This is a genomic window from Streptomyces sp. NPDC028308, from assembly GCF_055565855.1.
This window is the reverse complement of the sequence record NZ_JBVHTO010000012.1, coordinates 62008-74558: the sequence shown is the minus strand read 5'-3', so window position 1 is coordinate 74558 and position 12551 is coordinate 62008. Positions and strand designations below refer to the sequence as shown.

Below are 12551 nucleotides of genomic sequence, written 5' to 3'. Positions count from 1 at the left end.
AGGCGTGTTCGGGACAGGCGTGTTCAGGGCAGGGCGAAGCAGCGGGGCGTGCGGGTGAGATGTGCCGGGGCCTGTCGGCCGCGGGTGCTACGCGGGTGAGAACAGGTGGTCGCTGATGAGCCGGGCCGCGCCGATGACTCCGGCGGTGGGGCCCAACTCGCCCAGGACGATGGGGAGGTTGCCGGTCGCCAGGGGGAGCGACTGGCGGTAGACCTGGGTGCGGATCGCGGCGAGCAGGGTGTGGCCGAGACCCGTCACCCCACCGCCGATCACCACCAGGCCGGGGTTGAAGAAGCTGACGAGCGCGGCGAGGACCTGGCCGGTCCGGTTGCCGCCCTCGCGGATCAGGTCGAGGGCGGTCGCGTCCCCCGCGGCCGCCGCGGCGGCGACGTCGACGGCGGTGAGCGCGCCCACCGCCTCCAGCCGTGCCGCGAGTTCCTGCGAGAGTCCGTGCTGCGCGGCCTCGGTCGCGTCGCGGGCGAGCGCGGCCCCGCTGAAGTGGGCCTCCAGGCAGCCGCGGTTCCCGCAGGCGCAGGGTCGGCCGTCGGGCACCGCCTGGATGTGTCCGATGTCGCCCGCGCTGCCCGTCGTACCGCGGTACACCTCACCGCCGACGACGATCCCGCAGCCGATGCCGGTACCGATCTTGACGCAGAGGAAGTCGCCCACGGAGCGCGCTACGCCCGCGTGCTGCTCCCCCATGGCCATCAGGTTCACGTCGTTGTCGACCATCACCGGGCAGCCGAGGTCCTGGCTGAGGGCCTCGCGGACCGGGAAGCCGTCCCAGCCGGGCATGATCGGCGGCGCGACCGGGACGCCCTCGGGGAAGCGGACCGGCCCCGGGACGCCGATGCCGGCGCCGTCGAAACCCTCCGCGAGCCCGGACGCCCTCAGTTTCGCCGCCATCGCCAGGACCTGCTCGAAGACCGCGACGGGTCCTTCGCGCACGTCCATGGGCTGGTTGATGTGTCCGAGGACCTCCAGCTCGGCGTTGGTGACGGCCACGTCGATCGAGGTCGCCCCGATGTCGACGCCGAGGAAGCGCAGTGCGGGGGCCAGCCGGATGTTGTGGGAGCGGCGGCCACCGCGGGAGGCGGCGAGTCCGTCGGCGACCACGAGGCCGGTCTCCAGGAGCCGTTCCACCTCGACGGCCAGCTTCGACCGGGAGAGGTCGATCTGGTCACCCAGCTGGGCACGGGAGTTGGGGCCGCCGTCCCGCAACAGGCGCAGCAGCCGCGCCTGGTGGGCGTTCGCGGGTCGAGCCGTCATGCGTCTCACGTGCCCCTCCCCGCCTCAATCGGCCGTCTCCGTCGGGCTTTCGAGGTGAACGTAGCAGCGGCTGCCGGGAGTGGGAAGAAGTCGCGCACGAATTGCCGCAGACTTTCTCCACTCACAGGACAAAGACGGGCGAGGAGAGGGCCCCCGGGGCCAACAGCCCTTGCCCGATGGGCTCTTGAGGGGCACGCAAAAGGGCGGCGGCCGTCGTGGCCACCGCCCTGCCAATAGCTCCCGCCCTGCGGGCCGGCCTTACCGCTCGCGCTCGTGGTACGTCTTGCGGGTGTGCTCCGTGTGGGCGCGGGACACCGCCGTGGCCCGCTCCTCGTCGTGGTCGGCGATCGCGGCGATCAGCTCGCGGTGCTCCTCCCAGGACCGGTGGCCGCGCTGGCGGGCGACGGGGGTGTAGTACCAGCGGACGCGCCGCTCGACCTGCGCGGCGAGTTCCGCGAGGACCGTGTTGCCCGCGAGTTCCATCACCTTGGTGTGGAAGCGGGCGTTCAGGGCTACCGCGGTGTCCACGTCGTCGGCGGCGACCGCGCGCTCGCCCTCGGCGCACAGCTCCTCCAGGACGGCGATGCCCGCGTCGTCCGCCGAGGTGGCGGCGAGCCTGGCCGCCTCGGCCTCCAGGAGCGTACGGACCGTGAGGAGCTGGTCGGCCTCCTGCTCGGTCGGCTCGTGCACGAACGCGCCCTGGGCGGGCCGGAGATCGACCCAGCCCTCGGTGTTGAGCCGCTGGAGTGCCTCGCGTACGGGCTGGCGGGAGACGCCGAGGTGTCCGGCGAGCTCGCTCTCCACCAGGTGCTGCCCCGGCAACAGGGCGCGGGTGATGATGAGTTCGAGCAGGGCCTCGTAGACGCGGTCGCGCAGCGGGCCGGGACGTTCGAGCCTGGGCACCGCCCCCTGCGGCAGTCCGGTGGACAACATCGCGGTCTCCCCTCTGGGCAGCGGCGGCACCGGGCGACCAGTGGTCACGGCGCGGCTCCGTGAAGTCAGTATGAATTGCCTTTCGTCTACAGTCTACGGCGCACAATGACCAGACCGGGCGGGGGTCGCGCTCGTCACACCGCCCCCGACGAGGGCACTCCCTCGGACTCCGGGACCTAGGGCCTGTCGTTTGGATCAGGCCGGTGTCGCGGGGTCTGGCACGCACATCTGCGGCGTTGTCGTCGGTCGCCGACTCCCCCACTCTCGGCTCCGCTCGAGCGGGGGGACCCCCATCGCTTCGACTCCCTCCTCCGCCTTGCAGCTGCACGCACCAGACCCCGCTCGGGTCGGCCGGGACGAACCGTCCGTCACGGCCGACCTGATCCAAACGACAGGCCCTAGGGGCAGCGGACGACCTGTCCCGCGTACGACAGGTTCCCGCCGAAGCCGAACAGCAGGACGGGGTCGCCCGAAGTGATCTCCCCGCGCTCCACGAGCTTGGACAGGGCGAGCGGGATGCTGGCCGCGGAGGTGTTCCCGGAGTCGACCACGTCGCGTGCCACCACCGCGTTCACGGCGCCGATCTTCCCGGCGAGCGGCTCGATGATGCGCAGGTTCGCCTGGTGCAGGACGACCGCGGCGAGGTCCTCGGGGGCGAGTCCGGCGCGTTCGCAGGCCTGGCGGGCGATGGCGGGCAGCTTGGTGGTGGCCCACCGGTAGACGCTCTGGCCCTCCTGCGCGAACCGGGGCGGGGTGCCCTCGATGCGCACGGCGTGGCCCATCTCCGGGACCGAGCCCCACAGCACCGGGCCGATCCCCGGCTCGTCCGACGCCTCGACCACGGCGGCCCCCGCGCCGTCGCCGACCAGGACGCACGTCGTGCGGTCGGTCCAGTCGGTCACCTCGGTCATCTTGTCGGCGCCGATCACCAGCGCCCGGGTCGCCGCCCCGGCCCGCAGCGAGTGGTCGGCGAGGGCGAGGGCGTGGGTGAACCCGGCGCAGACGACGTTGACGTCGAGCGCGGCCGGGGAGGGGACGCCGAGGCGGGCGGCGACCCGGGCCGCCATGTTCGGTGAGCGGTCGATCGCCGTGGAGGTGGCGACGAGCACCAGGTCGATGTCGCGCGGGCCGAGGCCGGCGGCGGCGAGCGCCTTGGCGGCGGCGTGCCCGGCCAGCTCGTCCACCGGTTCGTCGGGCCCGGCGACGTGGCGGGTGCGGATGCCGACGCGGCTCCTGATCCACTCGTCGCTGGTGTCGACCAGGCCCGCCAGGTCCTCGTTGGTGAGCACCTTGGCGGGCTGGTAGTGACCGACGGCGGCGATCCGTGAGCCGTTCATGGGTGGGTCCCCTCGTTGCCTTGGGTAGCGGGATCCACCAGTCTGATCAGTGACTCGCGGGTACGACGGCAGGTGATGCCACAGGATTGCGGCGCCATGCTTGTCGGCTTCTGTCAGGCCGTCGGACGCCGGCACACCTTACGTACGCGTGCCCGCCCTCACCCGGTGAACAGCTGCTTGGCCTTCAGTACGAGCTCGTAGAGCCCGTAGCACAGCGGCGCCCCCACCCAGACCCAGGCGAGCGCCACGAGCCACCGGCGGTCAGGCTGACTCGGACTGCTCTCGCTCGGCATCGGCGGCCTCCCTCGGCGCGGGGATGTGGTGACGGGTGTGGACGGGGCGTACGAACTCGTTGGCGACGAGGCCGACGAGCAGCAGGCCGATCATGATGAGGAACGACAGGCCGTAGAGCGACGCCCCGTGCTTGCCGGCGTCCTCCTGCCGGTCCGCGATCCAGTTGACGATCAGCGGACCGAGGACGCCCGCCGTGGACCAGGCGGTGAGCAGCCTGCCGTGGATCGCGCCGACCTGGTGGGTGCCGAAGAGGTCCTTCAGATAGGCGGGGATCGTCGCGAAGCCGCCGCCGTAGAAGGAGAGGATCACCAGCGCGCAGACGATGAACAGTGGTTTGGAGGAGTCCCCGAACCAGGCGATGAGCGCGTACATCAGGGCGCCCACGCCGAGGTAGACGCGGTAGACGTTCTTGCGGCCGATGAGGTCGGAGGTCGAGGACCAGCCGATGCGGCCGGCCATGTTGGCCGCCGAGAGCAGCGCGACGAACCCGGCGGCGGCGGAGACGGACACCGGTGTCGAGCTGTCGGCGAAGAAGTCGGTGATCATCGGCGCGGCCTTCTCCAGGATGCCGATGCCCGCGGTCACGTTCGTGCAGAGCACGACCCACAGGCACCAGAACTGGGGTGTGCGCACAGCGCTCTTCGCCGTCACCTGGACGCCATCGACAGCGCTCGGCCCGGCCGCGACCGGCCGCTCACCGCGCGGCACCCGCACCAGCAGCACGCCGAGGGACATGAAGACGGCGTACGTCAGTCCGTGCACCAGGAAGGCGAGGGCGATGCCGGTGGAGTCGGAGCCGTAGGACTCCAGCATCCGCGCCGACCAGGGCGAGGCGATGAGCGCGCCGCCGCCGAACCCCATGATCGCGATTCCGGTGGCCATGCCGGGCCGGTCGGGGAACCACTTGATCAGGGTCGACACCGGGGAGATGTAGCCGATGCCGAGGCCTATCCCGCCGACGAAGCCGTAGCCGAGGACGATCAGCCAGTACTGCTCGGTGGCGGCGCCCAGCGAGGCGATGAGGAATCCGGAGGAGAAGCAGACGAGGGCGACCGTCATGGCCCAGCGCGGCCCGTTGCGCTCCACGAGCGTGCCGCCGAAGGCGGCGGACAGGCCGAGCATGACGATGCCGAGCTGGAAGGGCAGGGCGCTCTGGGTGCCGCTCAGGCCGAGCGCGGACTCCAGCGGGGGCTTGAAGACGCTCCAGGCGTAGGCCTGGCCGATGGCGAGGTGGACCGAGAGGGCGGCCGGCGGGACGAGCCAGCGGCTCCAGCCCGGCGGTGCGACAGGGGGGCTCATGATCCCGAACGATAGGAAGCGGTTGCTCCGTTGGGAACCCGCTCGGCGTCGACGGCCGGGCGGTCTGCGACGAGCGGTCCCTCTGGCGCGACGAACGGTCGGTGCGACCGGACGAACGGCTTCCGGATGGCCCCCGCGGGTCCGGCCGGCGGCCTCCCGCGGCGGCCTCGGTCCCCTGCCGGCCGGGGAGGGGCGGTTTGCCCGTGCTGCGCGAAGTATTGCCGCCTCTCATTCCATCCTGTAGACAATATTTCGTCGACACAGTGCGACAGTTCCTCGGTACCCTCGACCGGACGGAGCTCACCAAGTGAAAGTCGCAGTTCTCGGCGCCGGTGCGATCGGCGCCTACGTCGGTGCGGCGCTGCACCGTGCGGGCGCCGACGTGCATCTCGTCGCCCGTGGACCGCATCTCGCGGCCATGAGGCAGCACGGCGTCCGCGTGCTCAGCCCGCGCGGTGATTTCACCGCGCGCGCCCACGCCACCGACGACCCGGCCGACATCGGCCCGGTCGACTTCGTGTTCCTCGGCCTCAAGGCCAACTCGTACGCGGCGTGCGGGCCGCTGATCGAGCCCCTGCTCCACGACACCACGGCGGTCGTCGCCGCCCAGAACGGCATCCCCTGGTGGTACTTCCACCGGCACGGCGGACCCCACGACGGCCACCGCGTCGAGAGCGTGGACCCCGGCGGCGCGGTCAGTGCGGTGCTCGCGCCGGAACGGGCGATCGGCTGCGTGGTGTACGCCGCGACCGAGCTGGCGGGACCGGGCGTCGTCCGCCATCTCGAAGGCACCCGCTTCTCCGTCGGCGAACCCGACCGCTCGGTGTCGCCGCGCTGCACCGCGTTCAGCGAGGCCATGCAGGCGGGCGGCCTCAAGTGCCCGGTCGAACCCGACCTGCGCAACGACATCTGGCTCAAGCTCCTCGGCAACATCTCCTTCAACCCCATCAGCGCGCTGGCCCGCGCGACGATGCGGCAGATGTGCCTGCACGGCGGAACCCGCAAGGTCATCGAGATCATGATGACCGAGACGCTCGCCGTCGCCGAGGCCCTCGGCTGCGAGGTCGGGGTGTCCATCGAGCGGCGGCTCGCGGGCGCCGAGCGCGTCGGCGACCACCGCACCTCCACGCTCCAGGACCTGGAGCGCGGCAAGCCGCTCGAACTCGACGTGCTGCTGGCCGCCGTCGTCGAACTGGCCGAGATCACCGGCGTCCCGGTGCCCACCCTGCGCACCGTCCACGCCATCTCGGACCTGCTCGCGCTGCGGACTGCCGCCTGAGCGCGCCGGGCGGACCGCCGCCGCGTTCCGCCGGTGCGGGACAATGGGACGCCGGGGGTCACCTCGCCGCACGACGGCCGGTGACCCGCGGGCCACCTCCGCAGCAAGGGCCGCTCTCGGCCACCAGCACGTACAGAACCGGGGCTGATCAGGACATGGGACGAGTCACGGAACGACGCAAGGTGATCCGCGTCCGGGACGGCGTGGTGAGCACCCGCCCCGACACGCTGGTGGCCGAGGAACCGCTGGAGATCCGGCTCAACGGCAAGCCGCTCGCCATCACCATGCGCACGCCGGGCGACGACTTCGCGCTGGCGGCGGGCTTCCTGGTCAGCGAGGGGGTGCTCGGCGCGGCGGACGAGCTGCAGAACATCGCGTACTGCGCCGGCGCGACCGTGGACGGCTCGAACACGTACAACATCGTCGACGTGCGGACCGCTCCCGGCGTGGTCGTCCCGGACATCACACTGGAACGCAACGTGTACACGACCTCGTCCTGCGGTCTGTGCGGGAAGGCGAGCCTGGACGCGGTCCGCACGACGGCCCGCTGGACGATCGACGACACTCCCCCGGTGCGGCTGGAGCCGGCGCTCCTCGCGGGTCTCCCCGACCGGCTCCGCGAGGCGCAGCGGGTCTTCGACCGGACCGGGGGCCTGCACGCGGCGGCCCTGTTCGACGAGGACGGCGAACTGCTCGACATCCGGGAGGACGTGGGCCGGCACAACGCCGTCGACAAACTCGTCGGCCGGGCGCTTCAGAGCGGCGCGCTGCCGCTGTCGCGGGCGGTGCTGCTGGTCTCGGGCCGGGCCTCCTTCGAGCTGGCGCAGAAGGCGGTGATGGCGGGAATCCCCGTGCTGGCGGCGGTGTCGGCCCCCTCGTCGCTGGCGGTGGACCTGGCCGCCGAGACGGGACTGACGCTGGTCGGCTTCCTGCGCGGCGCCTCCATGAACGTGTACGCGGGTGAGCACCGCATCGCCCTGCGGGCCGCGGCCGCACAGGGCTGACCGGCTCCCCCGCGACACGGCGGCGGGGCCCCGACCGGCGGGGAGCGCCCCCTGCGCCGGCGGGGCCCCGCCCGTATCCGTCCCGTACCCGTCCCGCCGGCCCGTTTCCCCGACCTCAGCCGGTGGTGAAGCGGACCTCCGAGGAGTGCACGACCGTACCGAGGCGCGGGAAGTCCAGGCCGACGGAGGCCTCGTGCTCGGGGGCGGTCAGCGCGGCCATCGCGTCCTCGACGAACACCAGGTCGTAGCCGAGGTCACCGGCGGCGCGGGCGCTCGACTCGACCCCGAGGTTGGTGGCGACACCGCCGAACACCACGGTGGTGACCCCGCGCTCGCGCAGGCGCTCGTCGAGACCGGTGCCCTGGAAGGCGCCGATCGTCCGCTTCACGATCTCGATGTCACCGTCCGCCGCGAGCCCGGCGACCAGACCGCTGCCGGGCGGCTGTTCGGCGACGCCCTGCCGTTCGACCCGGACGAGTACCACCGGCGCCCCGACGGCCCGGAAGGCGTCGGCCAGCCGCTCGGCGGCCGCGAGGACTTCGGGACCCTTCCGCGGCTCCAGGGGCAGCCCGACGATGCGGTCCATCAGGTCGACGAGGACCAGTGCGGAGCGTGCGGGGTCGAGGGCGAGACGGGGCTCGGCTTCAGGTGCGGTCATGACGGAACGTTAGCCCGCGCCCGCCGTCCGTACCGGAAATCCGGATCGACGGCTGTGTGAACTGCTCCCGTTCGGCGGCCGGGGGCGGGGCCATCCGGGTGCGGTCCCGGCATCGCGCGCGAGGGTGCTTCCGGCGTGCCGCAGGCGATCGGGGCGCGGGCCGGACGCCGCCGCGCCGATCCCCGGCCGCACGGTTCTTGTGGGGCCCGGAAGGCCCAAGTAGCGTCTGTGCCGCGAACGTTGGACGTGGGATGTCCAGAATGTCCAGACGCCTGAAGGGCAGGGCCGCACCATGCCGTCGAGTCTCCGCACCCGTCTGAGATCCACTCTCACCGCCGTCCTCACGACCGCCGCGCTGCTGGCGTTACCCGGCCCCGCGAGCGCCGAACAGGCGCCCGCGGCAGGCGAGTTCGAGCAGCAGGTCCTCTTCCGCGCCTCCCAGGACCCCGGCTACGCCTGCTTCCGCATCCCCGCCGTCGTCCGGACCACCGAGGGCACCCTGCTGGCCTTCGCCGAGGGCCGCGTCCTCAACTGCGGCGACTCCGCCGACATAGACATCGTGGTCAAGCGCTCCACGGACGGCGGACGCACCTGGGGCCCGCTGCGGGTCGTGAACGAGGGCGGCGGCGACACGCACGGCAACCCGGCCCCCGTCGTGGACCGCCGCACCGGCCGCATCCTGCTGGCCGAGACCTACAACACGGGCCGCACCGACAGCGGCAGCTGCTCGGTGCCCTGCGACCGGACCCCGCACCTGCAGTACAGCGACGACGACGGCCTGACCTGGTCGCGGGCCCGTGACCTGAGCGACGAGATACTGCCCGCCCACTGGAACTCCTGGTACGCCACCGGTCCCGTGCACGGCGTCCAGCTCACCCGCGGCAAGCACGCCGGACGGCTGGTCCTCACCGTCAACACCGAGACCTGGAACGGCAGCCGTGTCACCGCCAACCACGCCGCGCTGATCACCAGCGACGACGGCGGCGACCACTGGGACATCGGCGCGACGGACTCGTGGCCGGTCGCCGACGACGGCACCTTCCGCCAGAAGCCCTCCGAGATGACCCTCACCGAACGCGCCGACGGGGCCCTCCTGGTCAGCGGCCGCGAACAGGACGGCACCGACCTCGGCCACCGCACCCAGACCCTCAGCCATGACGGCGGCGACAGCTTCGTGACGCCCTTCCGCGACATCCCCGACCTCTACACCCCCCAGGTCCAGGGCTCCGTGCTGCGCCTCGGCGGCCGGCTGCTGCTGGCCTGCCCCGGCGACCCGGACCGCCGGCGCACCATGATGATCCGCTCCTCCTACGACGGCGGGCGCACCTGGGAGAGCGTGGACCGCGGGACGGTCGTCACCACCGACTGGTCCGGCTACTCCGACCTGGTGCGGGTCGACGGCGAACGCGTGGGGCTGCTGTACGAGGGCGGCGCGGTCGACGCCCGCGACGAGATCCGCTTCGCCCGGTTCACCGAGGACTGGCTCGCCCCCCGTCGCGGCCCGGACCCGACCACGGCCGACCGCGCTCCCCACGCCCGGCGCGCCCTGGTCCTCGGCGGCGCCGGCACCACGGCGGGCGTGAGCGGGAACGCCCTCCTGTTCGACGGCACCGACGACGCCGTACGGCTGCCGTACAGCGAGCGGCTGCCGCTCGGGACCAAGGACTTCACGGCCTCCCTGTGGTTCCGCTACACCGCCACCGCCGGCGAGCAGCCGCTGCTGTGGATGGGCGGCATCGGCACCTCCCAGCCGCAGGTGTGGCTGCGCGGCGAGCCCGCGTCCCACCGGATCACCGGGCTGATCACCGCGAGGAACGGCGCGGCGCCCCCGGCCACCGCCTCGGTGCGCACCGCCGACGCGTACAACGACGGCGAGTGGCACCATCTCGCGCTGCGCCGCGGCGGCGGACGGCTCACCCTCCTCGTCGACGGCGCTGCGCTCGGCACGGCGGACGTCCCGGGGTCGGTGAGCCGCAACTCGCCGTTCGGGGTGCACGTCGGGCAACGCATGGACGGCCGCGCCCACTTCACCGGCGCGGTCGACGAGGTCAGGGTCTACGACCGGGCGCTGAGCGACGAGGAACTGGCCGCCGTCCGCTCGGGCGAGCCCGCCGGGACCCGGGACACCGTCCTGTGGCTGCCCATGGACCGGGTGACCGCGGGCCACTAACGTCCCGTCCGTGCCCGACGACCCACGAGCACGACGACGGACGGGAACCGGCCTCGGTGTCCTGCTGGCCCTGGTCTGCGCGGCCGTGCTGCTCACCGCCCTCCCGGACCACGACCGGGAGGGCGGCGGGGCGTGCGCGGCCCGCACGTTCACGTCCTGGAAGACCGAGGGGAGGCTGACGGACGAGTTCGCCCGGTACGGCGACGACCCGGCGCGCACCGACGACTGGACCGGCGGCGACGGCACCCACTCGCTGCGGCTGCCGGACGGCCGGGTCCTGTGGCTGTTCTCCGACACCTACCTCGGCCGGGTGCACGGGCCGCCCAACCCGGTCGGCGAGTCCTACGCCTGGCGCGACACGACCGCACCGCTCGTGCGCAACTCGGCGGTGCTGATGTCCCGGTCGGGCCGCCTGGAGCGCACGCTGCCCGCGCCGCTGTTCCCCGATCCCGGGGCCGGGCAGTGGCGCTGGCCGGTGGCGGCCCGGGTCGAGCCCCGCTCCCCCGGCTCCCCGGACCGGGTGGTCCGCGTACTGCTGTGGACCCGCGCGGCGGGAGCGGCCCCGTGGATCTACGGCGTGCCCACGGCCACCGAGGTGGCCACCCTCTCACTGCCCGGACTGCGGCTCGAAGGCGTCCGGACGGTCCTCGACCAGCGCTCCGTCGCGGACGCCTCCCGGCGCGTGCTGTTCGGCACCACGACGCTGGACGAGGGCGACTGGACGTACGTCTTCGGCGGCACCGACGCGCAGGCGACGGCGCGTCCCACCTCCACGGCGTACGTGGCACGCGCACCGCGCGGCCGGCTCGGCGAGCCGGGCGCCTGGGAGTACTGGGACGGCTCGCAGTGGGCGGCGCGGGCCCGCCCGGCCCCGGTGCTCGGCGACGGCCGCCGCCGCGGCGTGGGCAGCGCGTTCACGGTGGTGCGCGACGGCGGCACGTACGTCCTGTTCACGATGGCCGCCGGCACCCGGGGCCTGACCACGGTCACGTCGTACTGGGCGTGCTCGCCGACCGGCCCGTGGCGCGGGCCCGCACGGGGTTTCAGCCCCCCGCTGCCCGCCGGCGAGGTGGCCGCGTACAACCCGCAGGCGCATCCGGCGCTCGGTGCCGACGGCCGCCTGGTCCTCAGCTACGACGTCAACTGGCTGGATCCGACGGGGGTTTCCGCGCAGGCGAACCTGAGCCGGAACGTGTCCCTGTACCGACCGCGATTCGTGACGCTGCGGCTGGGGCCGCCTCGCTGACCGGCAGCGGGTCGCGGGAGCGGCGCTTGGCGATCACCGCGCACACCATCAGCTGCATCTGGTGGAAGAGCATCAGCGGCAGCACCGCGAGCGAGGCGTGGGCGCCGAACAGGACGCTGGCCATGGGCAGCCCCGAGGCGAGGGACTTCTTGGAACCGGCGAACTGGATCGCGATGCGGTCCTCGCGGTCGAAGCGCAGCGCCTTGGTGCCGTACCAGGTGAGTGCCAGCATCACGGCGAGCAGGACGGCCTCGACGACCAGCAGTCCGGCCAGCCGCGCGGCACTGACCTGGTGCCAGATGCCCTGCACCATGCCCTCGCTGAACGCGGTGTAGACGACCAGCAGGATCGAGCCGCGGTCGACGTACCCGAGGACCTTCTTGTGACGGGTGACGAACCCGCCGATCCAGCGGCGGAGCAGCTGCCCGGCGAGGAACGGGACGAGCAGCTGAAGCACGATCTTCACCAGCGAGTCGGCGGAGAAGCCGCCGCCGCTGTTGCCGAGCAGCGCCGCCGCGAGCAGCGGGGTGAGCACGATGCCGGCGAGGGAGGAGAAGGAGCCCGCGCAGATCGCGGCGGGCACGTTGCCGCGCGCGATGGAGGTGAAGGCGATCGACGACTGGATGGTCGACGGTACGAGTGTCAGGAACAGCAGGCCCTGGTACAGCGGGTCGGTCAGGAAGACCGGCACGAGTCCGCGGGCGGCCAGGCCGAGCAGCGGGAACACCACGAACGTGCAGACCAGGACGGTGACGTGGAGCCGCCAGTGGCGCAGTCCGTCCATCGCCTCGCGGGTCGACAGCCGCGCTCCGTAGAGGAAGAAGAGGAAGGCGATCGCGACCGTGGACGCGCCCGACGCCACGTCGGCCCCCGTACCCCGCGCCGGGAAGAGGGCCGCCAGGCCCACCGTCCCGAGCAACAGCAGGATGTACGGGTCGATCGGCATCCAGCTCGGCCACTGCAGGCGTTTCACGGTGCTCCACTGCTTCGTTCGGTGCGTCGTTCGTCTCGGACGGGGCGTGCCCTCTCCATCGTCCTCTCCCGGCCATGATCGGGAATCCG

The 12551-nt window shown here is 72.8% G+C and carries 11 protein-coding genes; 4 read left to right on the top strand and 7 right to left on the bottom strand.

The window, feature by feature from the left end:
- Positions 1 to 87 precede the first annotated feature (87 nt).
- The 5 genes from ACZ4VA_RS27420 to ACZ4VA_RS27400 all read right to left on the bottom strand — a co-directional run bounded on the left by ACZ4VA_RS27420 (position 88) and on the right by ACZ4VA_RS27400 (position 5132).
- On the bottom strand, positions 88 to 1269 hold the full coding sequence (locus ACZ4VA_RS27420; protein WP_356171385.1) for an ROK family transcriptional regulator: 1182 nt from the start codon (positions 1267 to 1269) through the stop codon (positions 88 to 90).
- A 258-nt stretch (positions 1270 to 1527) separates the two neighbouring features.
- Entirely contained in the window at positions 1528 to 2202 is a 675-nt protein-coding gene (locus ACZ4VA_RS27415; protein WP_355794400.1) for a GntR family transcriptional regulator, read from the bottom strand.
- A 398-nt stretch (positions 2203 to 2600) separates the two neighbouring features.
- Entirely contained in the window at positions 2601 to 3539 is a 939-nt protein-coding gene (locus tag ACZ4VA_RS27410) for a beta-ketoacyl-ACP synthase III (protein WP_356176053.1), read from the bottom strand.
- Positions 3540 to 3697: 158 nt separating this feature from the next.
- Entirely contained in the window at positions 3698 to 3832 is a 135-nt protein-coding gene (locus ACZ4VA_RS27405) for an MFS transporter small subunit (protein ID WP_356176056.1), read from the bottom strand.
- Positions 3801 to 5132, bottom strand: coding sequence for an OFA family MFS transporter (locus tag ACZ4VA_RS27400; protein WP_355782761.1), 1332 nt, complete (start codon positions 5130 to 5132; stop codon positions 3801 to 3803). Before ACZ4VA_RS27400 ends, ACZ4VA_RS27405 begins: the two co-directional genes overlap by 32 nt.
- A gap of 307 nt (positions 5133 to 5439) precedes the next feature.
- Here ACZ4VA_RS27400 and ACZ4VA_RS27395 point away from each other — a divergent pair, with 307 nt between their 5' ends.
- Together ACZ4VA_RS27395 and fdhD are read left to right on the top strand one after the other, a co-directional pair.
- Positions 5440 to 6411, top strand: coding sequence for a 2-dehydropantoate 2-reductase (locus tag ACZ4VA_RS27395; protein WP_355782758.1), 972 nt, complete (start codon positions 5440 to 5442; stop codon positions 6409 to 6411).
- A gap of 155 nt (positions 6412 to 6566) precedes the next feature.
- The gene (gene fdhD / locus ACZ4VA_RS27390; protein ID WP_468082814.1) at positions 6567 to 7415 is read left to right on the top strand and encodes a formate dehydrogenase accessory sulfurtransferase FdhD; all 849 of its coding nucleotides are present in this window, start codon (positions 6567 to 6569) and stop codon (positions 7413 to 7415) included.
- A gap of 115 nt (positions 7416 to 7530) precedes the next feature.
- Here fdhD and ACZ4VA_RS27385 read toward each other — a convergent pair whose 3' ends face one another.
- Positions 7531 to 8073, bottom strand: a complete 543-nt coding sequence (locus ACZ4VA_RS27385) for an isochorismatase family protein (protein WP_355782754.1) — start codon at positions 8071 to 8073, stop codon at positions 7531 to 7533.
- A 292-nt stretch (positions 8074 to 8365) separates the two neighbouring features.
- On the opposite strand from ACZ4VA_RS27385, the gene ACZ4VA_RS27380 reads away from it, so the two are divergent.
- Both ACZ4VA_RS27380 and ACZ4VA_RS27375 read left to right on the top strand, forming a co-directional pair.
- Positions 8366 to 10243 (top strand): exo-alpha-sialidase, encoded by a 1878-nt coding sequence (locus tag ACZ4VA_RS27380; RefSeq protein ID WP_468082812.1) that lies wholly within the window; start codon positions 8366 to 8368, stop codon positions 10241 to 10243.
- Between the two features lie 10 nt (positions 10244 to 10253).
- Positions 10254 to 11489 (top strand): hypothetical protein, encoded by a 1236-nt coding sequence (locus tag ACZ4VA_RS27375; RefSeq protein ID WP_356176064.1) that lies wholly within the window; start codon positions 10254 to 10256, stop codon positions 11487 to 11489.
- On the opposite strand, the gene ACZ4VA_RS27370 is transcribed toward ACZ4VA_RS27375, so the two are convergent.
- Positions 11383 to 12435 (bottom strand): bile acid:sodium symporter family protein, encoded by a 1053-nt coding sequence (locus tag ACZ4VA_RS27370; protein WP_468083003.1) that lies wholly within the window; start codon positions 12433 to 12435, stop codon positions 11383 to 11385. The two genes, ACZ4VA_RS27375 and ACZ4VA_RS27370, sit on opposite strands and share 107 nt — an antisense overlap.
- Positions 12436 to 12551: the final 116 nt, after the last annotated feature.

Coding starts and splice junctions, on each gene's coding strand:
- ACZ4VA_RS27420 (WP_356171385.1), bottom strand. CDS start 1,269: ATGACGGCTCGACCCGCGAACGCCCACCAGGCGCGGCTGCTGCGCCTG.
- ACZ4VA_RS27415 (WP_355794400.1), bottom strand. CDS start 2,202: ATGTTGTCCACCGGACTGCCGCAGGGGGCGGTGCCCAGGCTCGAACGT.
- ACZ4VA_RS27410 (WP_356176053.1), bottom strand. CDS start 3,539: ATGAACGGCTCACGGATCGCCGCCGTCGGTCACTACCAGCCCGCCAAG.
- ACZ4VA_RS27405 (WP_356176056.1), bottom strand. CDS start 3,832: ATGCCGAGCGAGAGCAGTCCGAGTCAGCCTGACCGCCGGTGGCTCGTG.
- ACZ4VA_RS27400 (WP_355782761.1), bottom strand. CDS start 5,132: ATGAGCCCCCCTGTCGCACCGCCGGGCTGGAGCCGCTGGCTCGTCCCG.
- fdhD (WP_468082814.1), top strand. CDS start 6,567: ATGGGACGAGTCACGGAACGACGCAAGGTGATCCGCGTCCGGGACGGC.
- ACZ4VA_RS27385 (WP_355782754.1), bottom strand. CDS start 8,073: ATGACCGCACCTGAAGCCGAGCCCCGTCTCGCCCTCGACCCCGCACGC.
- ACZ4VA_RS27380 (WP_468082812.1), top strand. CDS start 8,366: ATGCCGTCGAGTCTCCGCACCCGTCTGAGATCCACTCTCACCGCCGTC.
- ACZ4VA_RS27370 (WP_468083003.1), bottom strand. CDS start 12,435: ATGCCGATCGACCCGTACATCCTGCTGTTGCTCGGGACGGTGGGCCTG.